The following is a 20,204-nucleotide window of genomic DNA, read 5'->3' as shown; positions in this document are numbered from 1 at the left end:
CAGTCGTCCATGGAACGTGATCGATAATCGCTTGACTCTCCGGTCGCTGGAGACTTCAGCCTGGGGCGCATGGATTCTGTTACGCAGGAGATCAACCGCGATATCTATGGAATGCCCGCCTTCGTCACGGTGACCGTCGCCGACCTCGATCGCACGGTCGACTGGTATGTGAACGGACTGGACTTCATCTCGCTTTTCACCGTCCCCGGACCCGACGGCAACCCGGTGCTGGTGCACCTGCGCCGCTGGCGCTACCAGGACATCCTGGTGCGCCTCGGCGAAGCGCCCGCCGGTGGCGAATGGACGATCAGCATGATGGCCGCGCTGGAGCAACTCGACGGGCTCGCCGAGCGGGCACGTGCCCACGGCGGCGGCATCGTCGAAGGTCCCTTCGACACGCCGTGGAACACCAGGGATCTGCGCGTCACCGACCCGGACGGCTACACCGTCGTCTACACGGCACGGCGCGCGGAGGGCGAGCGCGACGCGCGGTTCACCGCGATGATGGAGGAGGAGGCGCGCCTGCAGCTCGGCGACCGAGACCGGCTCGGCGACTGAGGCGCGCTTGGTCGTTCTCCCCGGCTGTCCCTGTATGTCGCCGGTATCCCGGCTATCCCTGTTTCGCGATGAACTCGCGCAGCCAGTGGAAGCTCGCCTTCTCGGTGCGGGCCTGGGTCTCGTAGTCGACGTGGACGAGCCCGAATCGGGCGGCGTACCCCCGGGCCCACTCGAAGTTGTCCAGCAACGACCAGCAGAAGTAGCCGCGCACGTCCACGCCGTCGGTCATCGCGGCGCGGATGGTGGCGAGGTGGTCGCGCAGGAAGTCGACGCGACCGGTGTCGTCGAGGGTCCCGTCGTCGCCGTAGCCGTTCTCGGTGATGAGGATCGGCGGCAGCGCGGGGTAGCGCCCGGTCAGGCCGAGGAGGGTCTGGTGGAGCCCTTGCGGCTCCACCGGCCAGCCCAGCCCGCTCGTCCTCGCGCCGTCGGGGGTGACGCCGCGCACCCCGAGGTCGAAGGCGGAACGCAGTGCGGGGTCGGTCTGCTCGTACGGCGCCGAGGCGGCGTGGATGCGGTAGTAGTAGTTGACGCCGAGGAAGTCCAGCGGCGCGCCGATGACCTCCAGGTCGCCCTCGCGGCGGAAGGAGAAGTCGCTGAGGGCGCCGAAGGTCTCCTCCATGTCGGACGCGTAGGCGCCGAGCAGCAGCGGGTCGGTGAACTGCCGGTTGACCAGCAGGTCCATCCTGCGCGCCGCGTCGGCGTCGGCCGCCGAGCCGGTCGCGGGCACCGTGGGCGACATGTTGAGCGTGATGCCGACCTGCTCTCCCTCGCGCGCCCGCGCCCGCAGCCTGGCCGTGGCGAGGCCGTGGCCCAGCAGCAGGTGGTGGGCGGCGGCGAGCGCGCCGTGACCCTCGCGTGCGCCGGGTGCGTGGCGGCCTTCGGCGTAGCCGACGATGGAGGAGCAGTACGGCTCGTTCAGCGTGATCCAACGGGACACCGTGTCGCCCAGCGCCTCGTGCGCGACCTCGGCGTAGTCGGCGAAGCGCTCGGCGGTGTCGCGGTCGCGCCAGCCGCCGCGGTCCTCCAAAGCCTGGGGCAGGTCCCAGTGGTAGAGGGTGACGTACGGTTCGATGCCGCGCTCGCACAGGGCGTCGGTGAGCCGCCGGTAGAAGTCGAGGCCGCGCCGGTTCACCCGGCCGTCGCCGTCGGGCATGATCCTGGGCCAGGCCAGCGAGAAGCGGTAGGCGCCGGCGCCGAGCCGGTCCATCAGCTCCACGTCCTCCCGCCAGCGGTGGTAGTGGTCGCAGGCGTGCTCGCCGCTCTCGCCCCTCGCCACCGCGCCGGGGACGCGGCAGAACGTGTCCCAGATCGAGGGGCCGCGCCCGTCGGCGTCCACGGCGCCCTCGATCTGGTAGGCGGCGGTGGCCGTCCCCCACACGAACCCGGCGGGAAAGGGCGTACGGTCCTGGGTCATCCCTTGATCGCTCCTGACATGATTCCCCCAATGATCTGACGGCCCAGCGCGGCGAAGACCGCCACGATCGGCACGATCGCGAGCACGGTGCCGGTGAGCACGAGCGCGTAGTCGGTGGTGTAGCCGCTGGCCAGGCTGGAGAGCGCGACCTGGACGGTCGGGTTCTCCGGCGTGAGGACGACCAGCGGCCAGAAGAAGTCGTTCCAGGCATGCATGAAGGTGAACAGGCCGAGCACGGCGGTGGCAGGCCGGGCGGCGGGCAGCACGACGTGCCAGAACAGCCGCAGCGTGCTGCACCCGTCGATGCGACCGGCCTCCAGCAGCTCGTCGGGGATGGCGCTGGAGAGGTACTGGGTCATGAGGAACACGCCGAACGCGGTGACCAGGCCGGGCACGATCACCGCCCCGAGCCTGCCGGTCCAGCCGAGCTCCGCCATGAGGATGTACAGCGGGATGATGCCGAGCTGCTGCGGCACGGTGGTGGTGGCGATGGCCATGACGAGCAGCACGTTGCGTCCGCGGAAGCGCAGCTTGGCGAAGGCGAAGCCGGCCAGCGTGGAGAACAGCACGACCGAGACGGTGACCGAGCCGGAGACGATGAAGGAGTTGAACATCGCCTGGCCGAACGCGGTGGTGTCGAAGACGCGGGCGATGTTCTCGAACAGGTGGCCGCCGGGGGTGAGGACCGGCGGGACGCTGGCGATGACGTCGTTGTCGTGGGAGGCCACGGCGAGCGACCAGTAGATGGGAAAGATCGAGCCGAGCAGCACGGCGACGAGCGCGGCGTAGGTCCAGAACCCGGCCCCGTGGGGGTTCAGTCCGCGTCGGACGGCGGTGAGGGGTGCCATTCAGCTGCTCCTGATCCTGCGGGTGACGGCGAAGTTGACGAGCGCCATCACCACGATGATCACGCAGAGCGTCCAGGCGATCGCCGAGGCGTAGCCGAACTCGTACATGCTGAAGCCCTGCTCGTAGAGGTAGAGGCCGACGGTCTGGAACTGGCGGTCCGAGCCGCCGGTCGGGTTGCCGGTGCCGGCCTGGAACAGCAGCGGCTCGGCGATGATCTGGAAGCCGCCGATGGTGGACACGACGGCGGTGAAGATGATCGTGGGGCGGAGCATCGGAATGGTGATCTTCCGGAACTGGGTGAACTGGCTCGCGCCGTCCAGCCGGGCCGCCTCGTACAGGTCCTCGGGGATGGTCTGCATGGCGGCCAGGTAGATGAGGGCGTTGTAGCCGGTCCACCGCCAGATGACGATCAGCGAGATCGCGACGTGTGAGGAGAGCGTGCCGGCCTGCCAGTCGATCGGATCCAGGCCCACCAGGCCGAGGCCCCAGTTGACCATGCCGAAGTCACGGCCGAAGAGCTGGGTGAAGATGATCGTGACCGCGACGATCGAGGTCACGTTGGGCAGCAGCACGCCCATCCGGAACAGCGTGCGGGCGCGCAGCCTGCGGTTGAGCATGTGCGCGAGGAACAGCGCGGCCAGCAGCTGCGGCACGGTGGAGAGCAGCCAGATGCTGACGGTGTTGAACAGCGCGTTCCAGAAGTAGTCGTCGGCCAGCAACTCGGCGTAGTTGGCCAGTCCCACCCACTCGCGCTCCGGGTCGAGCAGGTTCCAGTCGGTGAGGGAGACATAGGCGGTGTACAACAGCGGGAACATGCCCACCGCGCCGAACAGCAGGAAGAACGGGGCGATGTAAAGGTACGGCGAGCCCTTGACGTCGAGCTGGTAGGCCCAGCGGCGCCGGGGCCCTGATCTGACGGGGGTCACGGTCGACTCCTCGGGGGAAGGGGGCGCGACGGCGGGCTCTCCCCTGAGCCCTGAGCCCGCCGTCGCGCGGCTCTCACGGATCGATGCGCGTCGTCACTTGCCGATGCGCTCGACGTCCCCGAGCATCTGCGTCCACGCCTCGTCGCCGTTCTGCTTGCCCTCCTCCACACGGTTGATCGTGTCGCGGATGGCGGTCTGGATGTCACCGGCCCTCGGGCCCTGGTGCTGCGGCTTGAGGTTGAGGGCGGCGGTGGTGAAGATCTGCCCGATCGGCGCGTCGTTGAAGAACTCGTGCTTGAGGCCGGTCACCTCGGGCTTTTCGTAGGTGGCGACGGTGGAGGGCAGGATGCCGTGCTTGCTGAACACCTCGATCTGCTGTTCGGGCGCGGTGAGCCAGGCGATCAGCGCCACGGCCTCCTTCTGGTTCTTGCTCTGGGCGGGGACGGTGAGGTAGGAGCCGCCCCAGTTGCCGCCGCCGCCGGGGATGGCGGCCACGTCCCACTTCCCGGCGAACGCCTTCGCCTGGTCCTGGATCTTGGCGAGCATCCAGGCGGGACAGGCGATGGTGGCGAACTGGCTCTTGGCGAAGCCGGTGTTCCACGCGGGCGAGCTGCCGACGAGCTTGGCCGACTGGCCGTCGGCCACGGCCTTGAGCACCTCGTTGTAGGCGGAGCGCACGGCCGGGTTGGTGGCGACCACGATGTTGTCGTCGGCGTCGTAGTAGCCGGTCTCGGCCTGGCCGATCATCGCGTTGAACACCTGGGGGCCGCCGTCGAAGAACGCGGCGCCTTCCGGCTTCTTGGCGGTGTAGCGCTTGCCGGTCTCGAAGTAGGAGGTCCAGTCGGGCCAGAGCTTGCCGACCTCCTCACGGTCGGTGGGCAGGCCGGCCTTCTCGAACAGGTCGCGGCGGTAGCACATGGCGAGGCCGCCGACGTCGGTGCCGTAGCCGATCTGGGCCCCCGACTTGGCCAGCGACGCCTCCCACTTCCACGGCAGCCAGCGGTCCTTGAGCTGGTCGGCGCCGTGCTGGCGCAGGTCGACGAAGTGCTGGGGCTGGTTCCTGAACTGGGCGATGAAGCCGGTGTCGATCCCCTCGACGTCGGCGGTGCCGGCGCCGGTGGCGAGGTGCGCCGCGAGGTTGCGGTGGTGGTCGTTGTACGCCGACGTTCTCTCGACGATCTTGATGTTGGGGTGGGCCGCCTCGTACTTGGCGTAGAGCTCCTTGAAGCCCATGTTCCCGAACAGGTTGAGGGTGAGGGTGATCTTGCCGTCGGTCGGCGTGGAGCCGGTGGAGGTGGAGCCGCCGCACCCTGCGGCGAGCATGCCGATGGCGAGCACTCCGGCGGCGAGACGGATTCGTTCAGCAGACACCTGGGGCTCCTTTGGGGGAGAGGAAGGGTGGCTGCGAGATGCGATGAGCGGGCCGAGCCCCGTGGCAGCGGTGTGGCATCGGCCTGTCAGTGGGATATTTCACAGAACGTCGCCACTTGATGTCAAGTCACGGAAACGTCACGCGCCTGAAACCCGAAATGGTGGGTTGACACGATGCGGCCTCTCGCATAACTTCCATGCAACCGGTTACATGAAACCGGTTTCAGCGAGATGCGATAACGTACGCCCGTGGCAACGATTCGAGAGCTGGCGCGCCTTTGCGGGGTGTCGTCGGCGACTGTCTCCCGCGTTTTCAACAACCCCGAGGTGGTGAACGCACAGACCCGCGAGCTCATTCTCAGCACCGCGGCACGCATCGGATACCTGCCCAACGAGTCGGCACGCACCCTGGCCACCAAGAGATCCCGCATGGTCGGCCTGATCTGGGACACCGACCACCGCCGTCCCGGCTGGCGGCACCCGTTCTTCCAAGAGATCCTCATCGGGCTGAAGACCGCGCTGAGCGAGCGCGGTTACCACCTGCTCATGCTCGCCACCAGCGAGGACGGCACGCCCGACGACTTTCTCCGCGCCGTGCGCAGGCACAACCTCGACGGCGTGGTCTTCATCGACAACGGCAGGGACGACCCCTCGCTCCAGCCGCTGGCGGCCTCGGAGGTGCCGTGCGTCTCCCTCGACCGGCCCATCGAGGGACCGCGGACCACCTACGTGACCTCGGACAACGCGGCCGGGGCGCGCGAGGCGGTCCGTCACCTGCACGCGACCGGGCGCCGGGTCATCGCCACCATCACCGGCCCGACCCGCACCAGGCCGGGCGCGGAGCGGCTGCGCGGCTACCTGGAGGAACTGGCCGCACTCGGCCTGGCGCACCGCCCCGAGCTCGTCGTCGAGGGCGACTTCTACCTGTCGAGCGGGTACGCCGCGATGCGCGCCCTGCTGGAGCTGGAGGAGCCGCCCGACGCGGTGTTCGCCGCGGGCGACGAGATGGCGATCGGCGCGCTGCGGGCCGTGACCGAGGCGGGGTTGAAGGTGCCCGAGGACATCGCGCTGGTCGGGTTCGACGACATCGAGCTCGCCGCGCTGGTGCCGCCGGGGCTCACGACGCTCGCCCAGGACAAGGCCGGCTTCGGTACGGCGGCGGCCGCGGCGGTCATCACGATGATCAACGAAGACGTCACCCCTCCTTCGCGCCTCCTGCCCACCACCCTTGTCGTCCGCGGCTCCACCGGCCCCGACCCCCGTTTCTGACCGCGATCGCCGGTGCGGGCACCGACGGCACCCGGATCCGCCTGACCTCGGACGACACCGGCTGAACCAGTTGAAGGAAGCGTACGTTTGTGGGGCATGAGACTACGAACGGCCCTGCTCGTCGCGCTGTTGTCACTGACCGCGGCATGCGGGGGAGCGGAACCGGATATGTCGGCTGTCGCGGCTGACGGCGGGCCGGCGAAGCCGGTCGCCCTGTGGGGCGCGGAGGGCGGGTTCGTGACCCCGACCACGAACGTGCTGCGTCCGCCGAGGGTGGTGCTGTACAGCGACGGCCTGGTGATCGTCGACGCGAGCAGGCAGTTGAAGCTCACCGATGCGGAAAGGGACGAGACGGTCGCGTCGATGGAGAAGTACCTCACCGGGCAGTCGCCGACCGCGGAGCCGAGATCGGGTGCGCCGGCGGTGACGGACGTGCCGACCACCGTCTTCGGGGTACGGGGGAAGGACGGAAAGATGCTCCAGGTCCGGGTCCCGGCTTTGGAGCAGGTCGCGGACTTCTACCCGAAGGCGCTCTCGGACGCGAAGAAACTGATGGAGGGCTTGGCGGCCCGGGCGGAGGCGGGCACCGACTACGTCGCCACCCGCGTCCGAATGGTCGTCGAAGCGGCCGGGTCGGCGGAGGGCAAGCCGGCGCCGTGGCCCGCGGGGGTCACGGAGCCTTCGGGCACGGTGGACCCGGTGTGGCAGAAGGACATCGAGGGGGCGGCGGTGAGCGCGATCGTCAAGGCGGTGCCTGCCGGGCAGCAGTACGAGCGGTCACTCTTCAAGACCGGCTCGGGAACGCTCTTCCTGCTCTCCTGGCGATACCTGCTGCCTGACGAGTAATCCCACGAGAGCGACGGCGGGTCCTTGTGGGTGGCGAAAGGGCCCGCCTTCAGGCGATTCTCTGGCGTTGTTAGCGCTAACTTTCCGCCTTTCAATCGTGCTTTGTTCTCTTTTCGAGCGGGTTGTGGTGGTGGAGGGAAGCAAACCTCAGGCGGGAGGGGCTGTCAAGAACCCCGTGCGCGCCGGGCCGGGAGGAAGGTGGGGCGCGCCAGCCTGTTCGGCATCTCGTGGGGTGGCCTTACCTGGTCGGAGAGGGTGTCGCGCTGAAAGTTTCATCGGCGATGTCGTGGCTCGGGTGGCGGCGGCGCGGCTTTCGGCGGGATCGGGCGGCATCGGAGCAGGTCCGTGGCACTCGTGTCATACAGGTTAACCGAAAGTTTCTGAGGGACCTTGACATATTTCGTCAACGTTTCCAGACTGAGTCCCCGAGACGGTCTTCCTGCCAGTCGGTGGTGCGCGGCAGAGATCGTCGTCCGCGACGCCTCAGTGGTGTGCGTTCCCCGGCGAGGGACGCGGCGTCGGTCCATGGGATGTCCCCCCGTTTCCCCGCTTTCCATGACCAAAATACGGAGGCTCAGTTATGGGCACAAATGCCATTCCCCCGCCCGGAACCCGGCGACCCCTCGGTGGTCTCCGCCGGACCCTGGTCGCCGGTGCCCTCGGCACCCTCGTGCTCGGCACGTTCGCGGCGGTGACGGTTCCGGGTTCGGCCGGCGCCTCGAGCTCCGCGAGTGCCGCGGCGACCACGCTCGGCGCGGCGGCCCAGCAGAGCGGGCGATACTTCGGCGCCGCGATCGCCGCGGGCAAGCTCGGTGATTCGCAGTACACCACGATCGCGAACCGTGAGTTCGACATGATCACGGCCGAGAACGAGATGAAGATCAACGCTACGGAGCCGAACCAGAACCAGTTCAACTTCACCAACGGCGACCGTATCTACAACTGGGCGGTGCAGAACGGCAAGCGGGTGCGCGGGCACACGCTGGCCTGGCACTCCCAGCAGCCGGGCTGGATGGAGGCCATGTCGGGCAACAACCTGCGTCAGGCGATGATCAATCACATCAACGGTGTGATGAACCACTACAAGGGCAAGATCTACGCCTGGGACGTGGTGAACGAGGCCTTCGCCGACGGCAACTCCGGCGGACGGCGGGATTCCAACCTGCAGCGCACCGGCAACGACTGGATCGAGGTCGCCTTCCGTACCGCGCGGGCCGCGGACCCGGCCGCCAAGCTCTGCTACAACGACTACAACATCGACAACTGGAGCTGGGCCAAGACCCAGGCCGTCTACAACATGGTCCGTGACTTCAAGGCGCGCGGGGTGCCGATCGACTGTGTGGGCCTGCAGTCGCACTTCAACAGCCAGAGTGCCTACAACAGCAACTACCGCACCACCATCTCCAGCTTCGCGGCGCTGGGTGTGGACGTGCAGATCACCGAGCTGGACATCCAGGGCGGCTCTGCGCAGACCTACGCCGCGGTGGTCAACGACTGCCTGGCGGTGGCGCGCTGCACCGGCATCACCGTGTGGGGTGTGCGTGACAGCGACTCCTGGCTGGGCGCCAACACCAGCCCGCTGCTCTTCGACGGCAACGGCAACAAGAAGGCCGCCTACACCTCGGTGCTGAACGCGCTCAACGCCGCCAGCCCCAACCCGAACCCCACCCCGACGGTGACCCCGACGGTCACGCCGCCGCCGGGTACCTCGTTCCGGCTGCGTAACGAGGCGGCGGGAAGGTGTGTGGACTCGCCGAACAGCGCCACCGCCAACGGCACCCAGCTGCAGATCTACGACTGCCACACCAACCCCAACCAGCAGTTCACCTACACCTCCGGCAGGCAGCTTCAGATCCTCGGCAAGTGCCTGGACTCCCCGACCGGTGCGGGCTCCGGCGCCCGTGTCCAGCTGTACGACTGCCACAGCGGCAACAACCAGCAGTGGAACCGTAACTCCAACGGCACCATCACCAGCGTCGCCAACAACCTGTGCCTCAGCGTCACCGGCACCGGCAACACCTCCGGTGTGACCATCGCGAGCTGCAACGGCCAGTCCACCCAGAGGTGGAGCAGCTAGGACGGGATGCTCAGGAGACCCTGACACCACCCGGCACGTGAGCTCCCCGGAACCGGGGGAGCGGCGTCACGGCACGTGACCAGGACCCGATGAGGTCGGCACGGCGGGCTCGGTACGACACCGAGTCCGCCGTGTCGCGTGGAGGGCGTTCACGTCCGGAGAGGTGAGACCCGCCTGCTCGGTGCGGGTCTGTGCGTCGTGGTCGACACGGACGAACCTCGGCCACCGAGGCGGCCCGTGTACGGAACGGCGCCGGTGGCACTACGCTGCCGTGTCGTGCTGGAGACCCGCCTCGACACCGCTCGGATCCGGGCGGCTCGCCATGTGATCGACCCGGTTTTTCTCGACACCCCGCTGTACCGCTGCGAGGCGCTGGAGCCCGGCCTCGGGTGCGCGGTGAGCGTCAAGCTGGAAACGGCGAACCCGGTGCGCAGCTTCAAGGCCCGCGGCACCGAGGTGATCGCGAGCCGGCTCGCCGACGAAGGACCGCGGGCGGCGGTGTGCGCCAGCGCGGGCAACCTCGGCCAGGCGCTCGCCTGGTCCGGGCGCGGCAGAGGGCTCGACGTCACCGTCGTGGCCTCCCGTTTCGCGCCCGCGGTCAAGCTTGATCGCATCCGCGCGTTGGACGCGAGACTGGAACTGGTGGACGGCGACTTCGACACGGCGCGCGAGCGGGCCGTGGCCATCGCGCGCCACGACGGCATCCGGCTGGTCGAGGACAGCCTGGACATCGAGACCTGCGAGGGCGCGGCGACCATCGGCCTGGAACTGGTGAACACCGCACCGTCGTTCGACGCCGTCCTGATCGCCCTCGGCGGCGGGGCGATGGCGACCGGTGTGGGGCATGTGCTGAAAGCCCTCGCGCCCGGAGTCGAGGTGATCTGCGTCCAGCCACTGGGCGCACCGGCGATGACACACTCGTGGCGCCAACGGCGCGTCGTCACCACCGACTCGACCGACACCATCGCCGACGGCGTCGCCGGTCGGCGTCCCATCCCCGAGGTCCTGGACGACCTTCTCCTCGTCGCCGACGACGCCGTCCTCGTCCGGGAGTCGTCGATCATCGCCGGTATGCGGATGCTCCTCGACCACGCCGGTCTCGTCGTCGAACCGTCGGCCGCGCTCGGCGTCGCGGCGATCCTCGAAGACCGTGACCGTTTCGCGGGCCGCCACGTGGTCACCGTCGTGTGCGGCGGCAACGTCGACATGAACGCCTATCACCGCTGGATCGGCGCGGCTCCCGTCCGCGGATCGTGACGATCGCCCCTACGTTCCCCGTACTCCGTCGCGCAGGACGGCGCGTGGCCGCCCCGGATCGGTCGGCGCCGTGAGCTGTCGGGGCTCATGAGGACAGCGCCAAGGTCAGCGGCGCCGAAGACGGCGAGAATGTCGATCATGTGCTCCATCTTCGGCCGAGCCTCGGCGGAAGAGGGGCGTGTCCGTCCTGGGAGCACTGGGACCAGGCTCCCGGCCGCGGGGAAACCTAGCCTGAGAACATGGCAACCTCAAGACTGGGTGAGTACCTGCAGGGCCGACGCGCGCAGGTGGCGCCGTCCGACGTGGGTCTGCCGGAGGACGGGCGGCGACGCGTCCCCGGCCTGCGCCGCGAAGAGGTCGCGATGCTGGCCCGCATCAGCGTCGACTACTACCTGCGGCTGGAGCAGGGCCGTGAGCGGCGGCCGTCGTCGCAGGTCCTGGACGCCTTGAGCGACGCACTGTTACTCGACGACGACGGTCGGCTGCACCTGTATCGGATCGGGGGAATGACCCCGTCCCCACGCCATCAGGGCAGCATCGAGCGCGCGGATCCCCAACTGCCGGCCTTGGCCGAGCAGTGGGACCGCACACCGGCTCTGATCCTGGGACGGGCCTACGACGTCTTGGCCGCGAACACGTTGGGGCGCGCGGTTTTCGACCATCTCCAACCCGGCACGAACCTGCTGCTCGCGATCTTCCTCGACCCGGCGCTTCGATCGTTCTACGCCGACTGGGAGACGGCCGCGGCCAATGTGGTCGCGGGATTCCGCTTCCTTGAGGGCGCCCGGCCGGACGATCCACGGATCCGCGAGATACTGCGGACGGCCACGGAGAACAGCCGCGAGTTCGCCGACCTCTGGCGGCGGCGAGACGCGCGCGGCAAGAGTCACGCCGCGAAGGTCCTGCTTCATCCAGAGGTCGGCGAGTTGACCCTGCGCCTACAGGCCTTCGACGTACGCTCAGCCCCTGGGCAGCAACTGATCGTTTACCACGCCCAGGAGGGCACCCGGACCGCGGACGCGCTGCGCCTGCTCGGCTCGCTGACGGCGACTCGCTCCGGACAGCGGGAAGACCTGCGGGGGAGGACCTCGTGAGGGCTCGTCTCGAAGCCATGACCGGCGGCATGTGCGCCGCCGTACTCCTCATCGGAGGTCTCGCCGCGTGCTCCACGGGGCCGGACGGCGGAGGTCTCGCGGGCCCCGACAACACGGGGCGGCCCAGCCTGCAGGAGCCCTCGCCACCCGGTACGGCGACACCACGGACACGTCCGGCCGAGACCGGAGAGGTGTCACCGCACCCGTACGTCGGAATGTGGGTGACGGCCGACGGGCACATCCGCCAGGAACTGCTCGCGAACGGCCGCTACGACGAGGCTCGCGGAGAGCGGGAGAGCGCCTACACGGGTTCCTACCGGGTCCTTGGGACCCGGATCGAGTACGTCGACGACACCGGATTCAGCGCGGACGGGACGTTCGACGAGGACGTGCTGCACCACGGGGGCTACGTCTTCCACCGAGAGGGCAGCGACGCGCACCGACGAGCAAGGGAGGAAGAAAGATGACGAACGGCATGTCACAGCGGAGCCGGCGCACATTCGTGACGGCGGGGATCGCCGGCGGGCTGATGATGGTGTCCGGGACCGCCGGCGCCTCGGCGGCACCTCACGAGGATGCCGACGCGGCGCGGCCCGGCCGGTCGGCTCGGGAGCGCCGTAACAGGGCAGCCGTGCTCCGAGCCTTCGAGCGGCAGAACGCCGGCGGCGACATCTATGGGATCCTCCACGACGATGTGAAGTGGACGATCGTGAATGGGCGTACGTACACGTCCAAGGCTGAGTTCCTCGCACAGGGATCGGCACCGATCATGGATCGTCTGGCTTCGACGCTCGTGATGACGATCCATGATCTGTGGAGTGAAGGCGACACCGTGATCATTCGCTTCGCCGGCGACGCGACGGCGATCGACGGTGTGGAGTACCACAACGAGTACTGCTGGGTCTGGTGGCTACAGGGCGGCCGCGTCATGCGCAGCCACGCCTACCTGGACATGATCGCCGTACGGGAGCTCGTCGATCGCGTCGAACCGGACTGATCTGTTTCCGCTCCGGAACCGAAGGGTCTTCAGGATGAGCCAAGGCCTCCGGCTTTCACGTGGCGTTCGGCTCCTCGGGGCCGTCGCGTCCGACGGGGTCCTGCCTCTCAAGCGAGGGAACCGACTGGGCCTGTTCCTTCGGTGTGGGAGGACGCGGGATCCGGAGTGGCGGGAAGGACCACCCGGAAGGTGGCGCCTTCGGCGGGGACCGTGCGGAGTTCCACGTGGCCGCCGTGGGCGGTGACGATGGAGCGGACGATGGCCAGACCCAACCCCGTTCCACCGTCCGGGGTGCGGCTGCGCGAGCCGTCCGCGCGATAGAAGCGGTCGAACACCCGGGCCGCCTGTTCGGCGGTGAGCCCGGGACCCGCGTCCTCCACCACCAGCACGGCCTCGTCTCCGACCGTGCCGACGCCGATCCGCACCGGGGTGCCCGACGGGGTGTGGGTGACGGCGTTGCCGACGAGATTGGTCACCACCTGCCGCAGCCTGGCCTCGTCACCGTGGACCGATGCCTGCGTGGGAGGACCGCCGTCCGGGCCGGTCAGGGTCACCTGGCGGGTGGGGTCCAGGGTGCGCAGGTCGTGGTGGGCGTCGGCCCCAACCGCTACGCGGCCCCTACGGGGTGCTTCGCATTGGCGTCGGCCGCTCCACTCCATAGTGATCTTGAATAGGCGCCGCGGGCCCACGAAAACGATCTTGATACACGGTGCGCCCATCAGAGCCCAAGTTCGTCGGCACGGTTCTTCCTCTCCGAGCCGGATCTCTCACAGCCTGGCACGCAGCAGGGCCGAGCCATCACGCAGACGGCCCGGCTCTGACTCCTGCTACGACGAAGAACCCTGACGGCGCTCACCGGGTTTCGGCGATCCATCGCACGACCTCGTCAAGGTCGGTGACCCGTCGCGAAACGTAGAGCGTGCGCTGACGTTCGGTGTCCCACCCGGCAGGCCACCAGAACTTTTGACCGTCGCACCACACCACCAAATCCGGCGAGACCACCACCAGCGCCAGCCCGTGTGCCCTGCCCGTACCGACCTGGACGCGCTCGAAGCAGACAGCCTCATCGTCCAGAGCCTCGGACAACAGCCCCGCAGCAGCCTCCGCCGTCATCATGTCTTCACCCTGAACCAGACCGCGCGCCCCATCTCCTTGTCGTGATCGGAGCCCCAGCCATCCGACAGGCCGTTCACCCAGTCCAGGCCCCGCCCGCTGAGACTTTCCGCATCGGTCGGCCGCATCTTCGGTACGTTGACCGCCGAACCCCGGTCGATCACCTCGATGTGGATCCCGCCGTTGCCCAGTCCCACGACGACTATGATCACCCCGTCGGGGTCGCTGCCCGAGTCGCTGTGCAGGATGCTGTTCGTGACGACCTCGCTGACGAGCAGCGTCACGGTGTCCAGGACATCTCCCCAGACGCGATGCGCGCTCAGCAGGTCCCTCACCCACGCACGAGCCCGCCCCGCCGACTGCCTCTCGCCCGCGAAGTTGCGACTGCCCACGATGCACAGCCCGTCCCAGCGCCGGAACATCGCCTCCACCGCGCTGTAGACGCCCTCCCGGCTCACAGCGCCGCCTTAAGAAGGATGATCTGCGCCGCCTTCTCGTTGAGGACGTCGACCCGCCCGGCCTTGCCGCGACCCCAGCGAAAGACCCATCCCCTCTCCGCGAGGATGACCACGCGCAACTCTCGCTTCGCGCCCAGCACGAGCAGGTACGGCTCGATCTGCTGCGGGACCTCCAGCCTTGCCCCCAGGCCCAGGCAGCGGAGATCCCACGCCAGGCGGACGAGATGGATGTACCGCTGCTCCAGGTGATTTCGTGCCGTGTTCCGAGCGGCCATAGAGTTACCCATGGATCGTGCACCTCCAGATGTGCGATCAAGGACCCGTCCAGTGCGCAATCACTGAGGCGGGTCCGCGCTTGTGTGAGCCTGGACGAGAGCCAGGGCTACGCCATGCCTCCAGTGCGGGCAGGGGAGCGTCGTGACTCTTGACTGCAAGCAGTAGCCCCTGCTGTACGGAGCGGATAAGCACTCACAGGGGGATCATCGCTGCGGGCATTGCCGTAATTAATGCCGTAGCACTGGCAGCACTGGGATTATTCTTCTCGCGAATATCTGTGCGGTAGCACTTCCGCGCCTAACCTAACGTTATGAGACAGGACCAAGGCCGTCCCTCGCTTCAGTTCTGGTCCACGCCCGCCGTGGCAGCCGCTCTGGCGGAATGTGACATTCCCGCTGTCCTCACTGAGGTGCAGCGGGCCAACGGATGGACGCAGGGCCAGCTGGCCGAGGCGGTCGGCTACTCCCAGAGCTGGGTTTCTAAAGTGCTGCGGAATCGTCAGCCGCTCACGGTGGACCAGGTCCGGGAAATATCAGTCCGAATCGGGCTTCCGCTCCATTTGCTCCGATTCGGTACCCGAGGGGATGACGATCCAACGAAACGCAGAGATTTTGGCAAGGCGGTGGCTTTCACGGCTCTTGCAGCCCTGCCCTTGCCCAAACGTGCGGAGGTAGACGAAACCACCGCGCCCACTTTGACCAGCATCACCGGTGCTCAACGACGTCTAGAGGCGACGACGCCCGCTAGTGAGCTAGCCCGAGGAGCCATAGCAAATGTGAATCTGGCGAACCGTGTGCTCGGACGGGCTACCCACTCCGAGTTCACCGGTGACATCCGTGCAGTGATGAGCGAGGCCGCTGGTTTCGCCGCATGGGTTCATGCCGACATGCATGACATCGGCACCTCGCGCACCTACTACCGTGTGGCGATCGACAGTGCCCGTCAGGCCGAACGCCCCCTGTTGACGGCTTACATGATCGGTAGCCTGGCCGCCTTCGAGATCGACGCCGATGATCCCATGTCGGCGCTGGACCTGCTCGCCCAAGCGCGCAGGGAACTCGGTGAACGGCCACCGGCGACCGCGCGGGCATGGCTGCGCAGCATTGAGGCACTCGGCCACGCGACCGCCCATGACGCCCCTGCCGCCGTAGCCGCGCTGCGAGAGGCCGAATCCGCAGTGATCGACAGCGAACGAGCAACAGCACCACCGTGGCCTTGGGTCTTTCCCTTCGATGATGCGAAGCTCGCAGGCTATCGCGCACTGGTCATGGTGCGACTCGGCCGCGCGGACGAAGCCGTGACCGCGTTCGCCGAGTCGTTGTCATCGGCCCAACCAGCCATCAAGCAACGTGGAGTGATCATGACTGAGATCGCTACCGCCAAGGCCACGGCCGAGGAGTACGACGAGGCTTTTCACCTGATATCAAACGCCCTGACGGTAGGGATCACCTACGGCTCAGAACGGATCATCCAACGCACTAGACGGTTTCGCCGAACTTATAGCGGTCCAATGACAGGCAGTGCCCGCGCGTTTGATGAGCGGCTTCGCGCGACTCTCCTTTAGAAAGAAGTCTATGATCCGCATCGCCGTCTCCGGGCACCGGAACCTTTCCCCCGAGATCACTACTCTGATTGACGATGCCATTCGCTCGCTGCTCACCGAATACACCCCTCCGCTCACGGGCTTGTCATGCCTCGCGGACGGAGCTGATCAGATTTTCGCCCGAGCCGTCATCGACCTAGGCGGAACGCTGGAGGTCGTGACCCCTGCCAGGAGGTACCGGGAAGGACTGCCCGCCGAGGCGCACCAGGAGTACGACGCGTTACTCGCCAGAGCCGAGCAGGATCACACGATGGACTTCATCGAGTCCACCGCTGAGTCACACATGGCGGCCAGCCGTTTCATGCTTGATCACGCTGACGAACTACTCGCCGTCTGGGACGGCAAGCCTGCCAGGGGATACGGCGGAACGGCAGATGTCGTAGCCGAAGCCAGAGAACGAGGGCTGAGGATTCACGTCATCTGGCCCAAAGGCGCTCAACGCTAACGGCTCAGTCTGTTCGGTCTGCACGGCCCGCTCCACACACCGATTCGCATAGCGCGTGCAGGTGGGTGACCCCGCCGCCCGATTATCCGGGGCTCCCGGAACCCGTCAAGCACGGCTGCGACCGGAGGACAATCAGCCCGTATGAAGGTCACGGGGAACATGTACACGCAAAGCCGCACTTGACAGAACCCGGTCGGCAGTCCCGGTGTCAGCAGCTATGAGGTTGAGGGAGGTGCAGGATCCCGCATGGTGCCGACCGTTCCAAACAGAGCTGGACATAGGCAGCGCGCCGACGCGTCCGGCGAAGCCGTGCGTTGAGCACCTGGCATGAAAAGATCCCCATGAGGCCCCTTGGCCTGCGGATATCTAAAACAATCTGGCTACAGAGATACGCCCTAACTTGGTAGTCGGCCTTGCCCGAGCCGTTCGGGCCGAGGAACCCGGTGACCACACCCGGCCTGACATCGAAGCTCAGGTCGCTCACCGCCGCCACCTGGCCGTAGTGCTTGGTCAACCTCCGTAACTCAATCATGTGACCGAGCCTGGACCAGCCGGCTGCGCGATCTCGGAGAGGATCTGTGAGCCTCCTGTGAGTTTTCCGGCCCGCGAGGCCGCCCAGGTGGCGCTCGGGTGGCGCCTCGGCGGTGCTCGGGGCGGGCCGGGGCCGGAGCTCACAGGATATTCACACCGGGTGGAGGGCGGCCTCCCCGGTAACCGCCGCCCTCCACCGCTACCGCAGGCTCACGAAACGACGGGACGTGCCGTCGCCTGCCGGCCCGGGGGTCACCGTGACGCCTCGGTCAGTTCCGGGGACGTCCGCGGCGCGTCGGCCTTTCCCAGGCGGCTGGGCCACCAGGCCCGCGCGCCCAGCTCGCGTACCAGCGCGGGGACGAGCAGGGAGCGCACCACCAGGGTGTCGAGCAGGACGCCGAAGGCGACGATGAAGGCGAGCTGTACGAGGAAGGTGAGGGGGATCACCACGAGCGCGGCGAAGGTGGCGGCGAGCACGACACCCGCCGAAGTGATCACTCCGCCGGTGGTGACGAGCCCGCGCAGCAGACCCTCTCGTGCCCCGTGGTGCACGGTCTCCTCGCGCACCCTGGACATGAGGAAGATGTTGTAGTCCACCCCCAGCGCGACCAGGAAGACGAAGCCGTACAGCGGCACGGACGCGTCGCCGTCGGTGAACCCGAACACGTGCGTGAAGACCAGCGTGGAGACGCCGAGGGTGGCGAGGAAGTTCAGCGCGACGGTGGCCACCAGGAGCACGGGTGTCATCAGCGAGCGCAGCAGGACGACGAGGATGAGCAGGATGATCACCAGGACGACCGGGATGATGAGCAGCGTGTCGTTCTTCGCGGTCTCCGTCGTGTCGTACCGCTGGGCGCTGAAACCGCCGATCAGGACGTCGTTCTCGGCGGCGAAGGCGGCGCGCAGGCGCTTGACCGTGTCCTGGGCGGCGTCGCTGTCCGGGGCGTCGTTCAACGTCGCCTCCACCAGCACGAGCCCGTCGACGATCTTGGGGGTGTCGTCACCCGGCCGTCCGCTCTCGGGCACCGTCGCGGCCTCGGACACGCCTTCGACACCGCGTGCCGTCTCCTCCACGGCCTCGGCACGCTCCGAGGGGGCGACGATGACCGCGGGCTGCCCCGAGCCTCCGGGGAAGTGCTCGCTCAGCGCCGCCTGTGCCGCCACCGAAGGCGCGTCGTTCACGAAGGTCTCGTCCAGCGGCACACCCCTCGCGCTCAGCTGCGGCGCGAAGAGGGCGAGGGCGATGAGAGGCAGGATGGTGGCGATCCAGAGCCGGCGCGGATGGTGGTCGACCACGGCGGCCACGCGGTGCCAGATCCCGCGTGCCGTGCTGTCGGCCGGACGCGGCTTCGACGGCCACAGGGCGGCACGGCCCAGCAGGATCAGGGCCGCCGGCAGGAAGGTGAGCGCGCTGAGGGCGGCGCACGCGATGCCGATGGCGCCCACCGGGCCGAGCGCGCGGTTGTTGGTCAGGCCGCTGAGCAGCAGCGCGAGCAGGGCGAGGGCCACCGTGGCGGCACTGGCGACGATCGGCTCGAACGAGCGCCGCAGCGCGACGCGGCCCGCGGCGAAGCGGTCGCCGGTCGCGGCCAGTTCCTCGCTGAAGCGGGCGGTGAGCAGCAACGCGTAGTCGGTGGCCGCGCCGATGACCAGGATGAACAGGATGCCCTGCACCTGACCGTCGACCCGGACGATGTCGCGGTCGGCGAGGAAGTACACCACGGCGCACGCCAGGCCGAGCGCGAAGATCGCGCCGCCGATGATGACGAGAGGTAGCAGGACGCTGCGGTACACCGCGAGCAGGATGATCAGAACGGTGGTGAGCGCCACCCCGAGAAGCAGGCCGTCGATCCCGGCGAAGGCGTCGGACAGGTCGGCCCGGCTCGCCACGGGACCCGCGAGCTGGGCCCGCAGGCCGTCGACCGCCACCGCAGAGCCGACCCGGTCCAGGACCTCTCTGAGCGAGGTGTCGAGGTCGGGGCTGAGCTGGACCACGCCCTGCAGCGCCCGGCCGTCCTCGGAGGGGATGGAGGGCGTGGGCGTCCCGACGACGCCGTCCGTGCCGCGCAGCGAGGCGAGCGCCTGGGTCGCCGCGGTGTTCTGCTCGGGGGTGATGTCGCCGCCGTTCGCGGTCCACACCACGATGAGCGGCTGCGTCTCGTCCTGACGGAACTTCTCCTGCGCCTCCAGGACGCGTGTCGACTCCGCGCTCTCGGGCAGGAAAGCGGCCTGGTCGTTGGTGGACACCTCGGTGAGCTTGCCGGCGAACGGCCCCAGCCCTCCGCCGATGCCCAGCCAGACCAGCACCAGCAGCGCCGGCACAAGCCAGCGGATCGGTCGCCGCCCCATGACATCACCTTTCCATGACATACGATAACTCAATCATCGAGTATCTCAATAATTGAAGTAATGTAGCATGGCGTCATGAACGGCGACAGCGGGGAGGGCATCGACCGGCTGGCCTTCGCGATGCGACTGCGAAGGATGACCGCCGAGTTCAACCGCATCGCCCACGAGTTCGCCCACCAGCACGGGCTGCACCCCACCGACGTCCAGGCCCTGATGAAGATCTTCGACGCTCCGTCGCCGATCACCCCGAGCCGGCTGGCGGAGCAGCTGAACCTCACCTCGGGGGCCGTCACCGCGTGCCTCGACAGGCTGGAACGGGCCGGGCACATCCGCAGGGTTCGCGACGTGCACGACCGGCGCGTGGTTCACCTGCACTACCTCGACGCCGCGCAGGAGTTCGCCGCGGTCTTCTTCCGCCCGCTCGGCCACAGCACGGACAAGGTCCTGCGGCGTTTCAGCCCGGAGGAACTGCGCACCGTGGCCGCCTTCCTAGACGCGATGAACGAGGAACTCGACGTGTTGCGAGCCGCGCCGGGTTCTCACTGACCCGCTCTTCGAGCGCGCGGGCCCGGCGGTTGCGTACGGCGTCGGTCTTCTCGTTCGTCGTGGGCGGGGGGTGCGGGCGGCGGGTCTCCGCCCCGTTCCTCCGGACATCTGACCCGAGGCCGTGCCTGTACGGGGGCATCGGCCGGGGCGGCGCCCACGTGCCGGAATCAGGGCTCATGACCGGGCTCATGGTCTGGGCTCACGGCCTGGACTTGGCCTGGGCTC

General features: G+C 68.1%; 20 protein-coding genes. 11 read left to right on the top strand and 9 right to left on the bottom strand.

The window, feature by feature from the left end; all coding sequences use genetic code 11:
• Nucleotides 1-69 precede the first annotated feature (69 nt).
• Nucleotides 70-558 carry a VOC family protein gene (locus tag ABT352_RS00320; protein ID WP_350941332.1) on the top strand — a complete coding sequence of 163 codons (489 nt, stop codon included), beginning with the start codon at nucleotides 70-72 and terminating at the stop codon, nucleotides 556-558.
• A gap of 52 nt (nucleotides 559-610) precedes the next feature.
• Here the strand turns inward: ABT352_RS00320 and ABT352_RS00315 are convergent, their stop codons facing one another.
• From ABT352_RS00315 to ABT352_RS00300, 4 genes are all read right to left on the bottom strand, one after another.
• Nucleotides 611-1,972 carry a GH1 family beta-glucosidase gene (locus tag ABT352_RS00315; RefSeq protein WP_350941330.1) on the bottom strand — a complete coding sequence of 454 codons (1,362 nt, stop codon included), beginning with the start codon at nucleotides 1,970-1,972 and terminating at the stop codon, nucleotides 611-613.
• Nucleotides 1,969-2,820, bottom strand: a complete 852-nt coding sequence (locus tag ABT352_RS00310) for a carbohydrate ABC transporter permease (protein WP_350941329.1) — start codon at nucleotides 2,818-2,820, stop codon at nucleotides 1,969-1,971. The genes ABT352_RS00315 and ABT352_RS00310 overlap by 4 nt, the downstream gene beginning before the upstream one ends.
• Nucleotides 2,821-3,747 (bottom strand): carbohydrate ABC transporter permease, encoded by a 927-nt coding sequence (locus ABT352_RS00305; protein ID WP_350941327.1) that lies wholly within the window; start codon nucleotides 3,745-3,747, stop codon nucleotides 2,821-2,823.
• 93 nt (nucleotides 3,748-3,840) lie between these two features.
• A complete protein-coding gene (locus tag ABT352_RS00300; RefSeq protein ID WP_350941326.1) occupies nucleotides 3,841-5,118 on the bottom strand; it encodes an ABC transporter substrate-binding protein in 1,278 nt (425 codons plus the stop codon).
• A gap of 249 nt (nucleotides 5,119-5,367) precedes the next feature.
• Here ABT352_RS00300 and ABT352_RS00295 point away from each other — a divergent pair, with 249 nt between their 5' ends.
• From ABT352_RS00295 to ABT352_RS00265, 7 genes are all read left to right on the top strand, one after another.
• On the top strand, nucleotides 5,368-6,387 hold the full coding sequence (locus ABT352_RS00295; protein ID WP_350941325.1) for a LacI family DNA-binding transcriptional regulator: 1,020 nt from the start codon (nucleotides 5,368-5,370) through the stop codon (nucleotides 6,385-6,387).
• Nucleotides 6,388-6,483: 96 nt separating this feature from the next.
• Complete coding sequence (locus ABT352_RS00290) at nucleotides 6,484-7,233, top strand: hypothetical protein (protein ID WP_350941323.1); 750 nt, start codon at nucleotides 6,484-6,486, stop codon at nucleotides 7,231-7,233.
• Nucleotides 7,234-7,813: 580 nt separating this feature from the next.
• The gene (locus ABT352_RS00285; RefSeq protein ID WP_350941322.1) at nucleotides 7,814-9,310 is read left to right on the top strand and encodes an endo-1,4-beta-xylanase; all 1,497 of its coding nucleotides are present in this window, start codon (nucleotides 7,814-7,816) and stop codon (nucleotides 9,308-9,310) included.
• A gap of 276 nt (nucleotides 9,311-9,586) precedes the next feature.
• Nucleotides 9,587-10,567 (top strand): threonine ammonia-lyase, encoded by a 981-nt coding sequence (locus tag ABT352_RS00280; RefSeq protein ID WP_350941320.1) that lies wholly within the window; start codon nucleotides 9,587-9,589, stop codon nucleotides 10,565-10,567.
• A gap of 239 nt (nucleotides 10,568-10,806) precedes the next feature.
• Complete coding sequence (locus tag ABT352_RS00275) at nucleotides 10,807-11,661, top strand: MmyB family transcriptional regulator (protein ID WP_350941318.1); 855 nt, start codon at nucleotides 10,807-10,809, stop codon at nucleotides 11,659-11,661.
• Nucleotides 11,658-12,128 (top strand): Atu4866 domain-containing protein, encoded by a 471-nt coding sequence (locus ABT352_RS00270; RefSeq protein WP_350941316.1) that lies wholly within the window; start codon nucleotides 11,658-11,660, stop codon nucleotides 12,126-12,128. The genes ABT352_RS00275 and ABT352_RS00270 overlap by 4 nt, the downstream gene beginning before the upstream one ends.
• Nucleotides 12,125-12,658 carry a nuclear transport factor 2 family protein gene (locus ABT352_RS00265; RefSeq protein ID WP_350941314.1) on the top strand — a complete coding sequence of 178 codons (534 nt, stop codon included), beginning with the start codon at nucleotides 12,125-12,127 and terminating at the stop codon, nucleotides 12,656-12,658. The genes ABT352_RS00270 and ABT352_RS00265 overlap by 4 nt, the downstream gene beginning before the upstream one ends.
• A gap of 107 nt (nucleotides 12,659-12,765) precedes the next feature.
• Here ABT352_RS00265 and ABT352_RS00260 read toward each other — a convergent pair whose 3' ends face one another.
• The 4 genes from ABT352_RS00260 to ABT352_RS00245 form a co-directional block, all read right to left on the bottom strand.
• Complete coding sequence (locus tag ABT352_RS00260; protein WP_350941312.1) at nucleotides 12,766-13,317, bottom strand: sensor histidine kinase; 552 nt, start codon at nucleotides 13,315-13,317, stop codon at nucleotides 12,766-12,768.
• Nucleotides 13,318-13,510: 193 nt separating this feature from the next.
• The gene (locus tag ABT352_RS00255; protein ID WP_350941310.1) at nucleotides 13,511-13,774 is read right to left on the bottom strand and encodes a hypothetical protein; all 264 of its coding nucleotides are present in this window, start codon (nucleotides 13,772-13,774) and stop codon (nucleotides 13,511-13,513) included.
• Nucleotides 13,771-14,229 (bottom strand): ATP-binding protein, encoded by a 459-nt coding sequence (locus ABT352_RS00250; RefSeq protein WP_350941308.1) that lies wholly within the window; start codon nucleotides 14,227-14,229, stop codon nucleotides 13,771-13,773. Before ABT352_RS00250 ends, ABT352_RS00255 begins: the two co-directional genes overlap by 4 nt.
• The gene (locus ABT352_RS00245) at nucleotides 14,226-14,516 is read right to left on the bottom strand and encodes a hypothetical protein (protein ID WP_350941306.1); all 291 of its coding nucleotides are present in this window, start codon (nucleotides 14,514-14,516) and stop codon (nucleotides 14,226-14,228) included. Before ABT352_RS00245 ends, ABT352_RS00250 begins: the two co-directional genes overlap by 4 nt.
• A 299-nt stretch (nucleotides 14,517-14,815) precedes the next feature.
• Between ABT352_RS00245 and ABT352_RS40720 the strand changes: the two genes are divergently transcribed.
• Both ABT352_RS40720 and ABT352_RS00230 read left to right on the top strand, forming a co-directional pair.
• Entirely contained in the window at nucleotides 14,816-16,069 is a 1,254-nt protein-coding gene (locus ABT352_RS40720) for a helix-turn-helix domain-containing protein (RefSeq protein ID WP_502992728.1), read from the top strand.
• A 10-nt stretch (nucleotides 16,070-16,079) separates the two neighbouring features.
• Nucleotides 16,080-16,553: a hypothetical protein gene (locus ABT352_RS00230; RefSeq protein WP_350941304.1), complete on the top strand. Its 474-nt coding sequence runs from the start codon at nucleotides 16,080-16,082 to the stop codon at nucleotides 16,551-16,553.
• 783 nt (nucleotides 16,554-17,336) lie between these two features.
• Here the strand turns inward: ABT352_RS00230 and ABT352_RS00220 are convergent.
• Nucleotides 17,337-19,433 (bottom strand): MMPL family transporter, encoded by a 2,097-nt coding sequence (locus ABT352_RS00220; RefSeq protein ID WP_350941303.1) that lies wholly within the window; start codon nucleotides 19,431-19,433, stop codon nucleotides 17,337-17,339.
• A gap of 75 nt (nucleotides 19,434-19,508) precedes the next feature.
• Between ABT352_RS00220 and ABT352_RS00215 the strand changes: the two genes are divergently transcribed.
• Complete coding sequence (locus ABT352_RS00215) at nucleotides 19,509-19,979, top strand: MarR family winged helix-turn-helix transcriptional regulator (protein ID WP_350941302.1); 471 nt, start codon at nucleotides 19,509-19,511, stop codon at nucleotides 19,977-19,979.
• Nucleotides 19,980-20,204: the final 225 nt, after the last annotated feature.

The organism is Streptosporangium sp. NPDC000563, assembly GCF_040299985.1.
GTDB lineage: Bacteria > Actinomycetota > Actinomycetes > Streptosporangiales > Streptosporangiaceae > Streptosporangium.
Note: the sequence above shows the minus strand (reverse complement) of the source record. Positions and strands in the feature narration are given on the sequence as shown.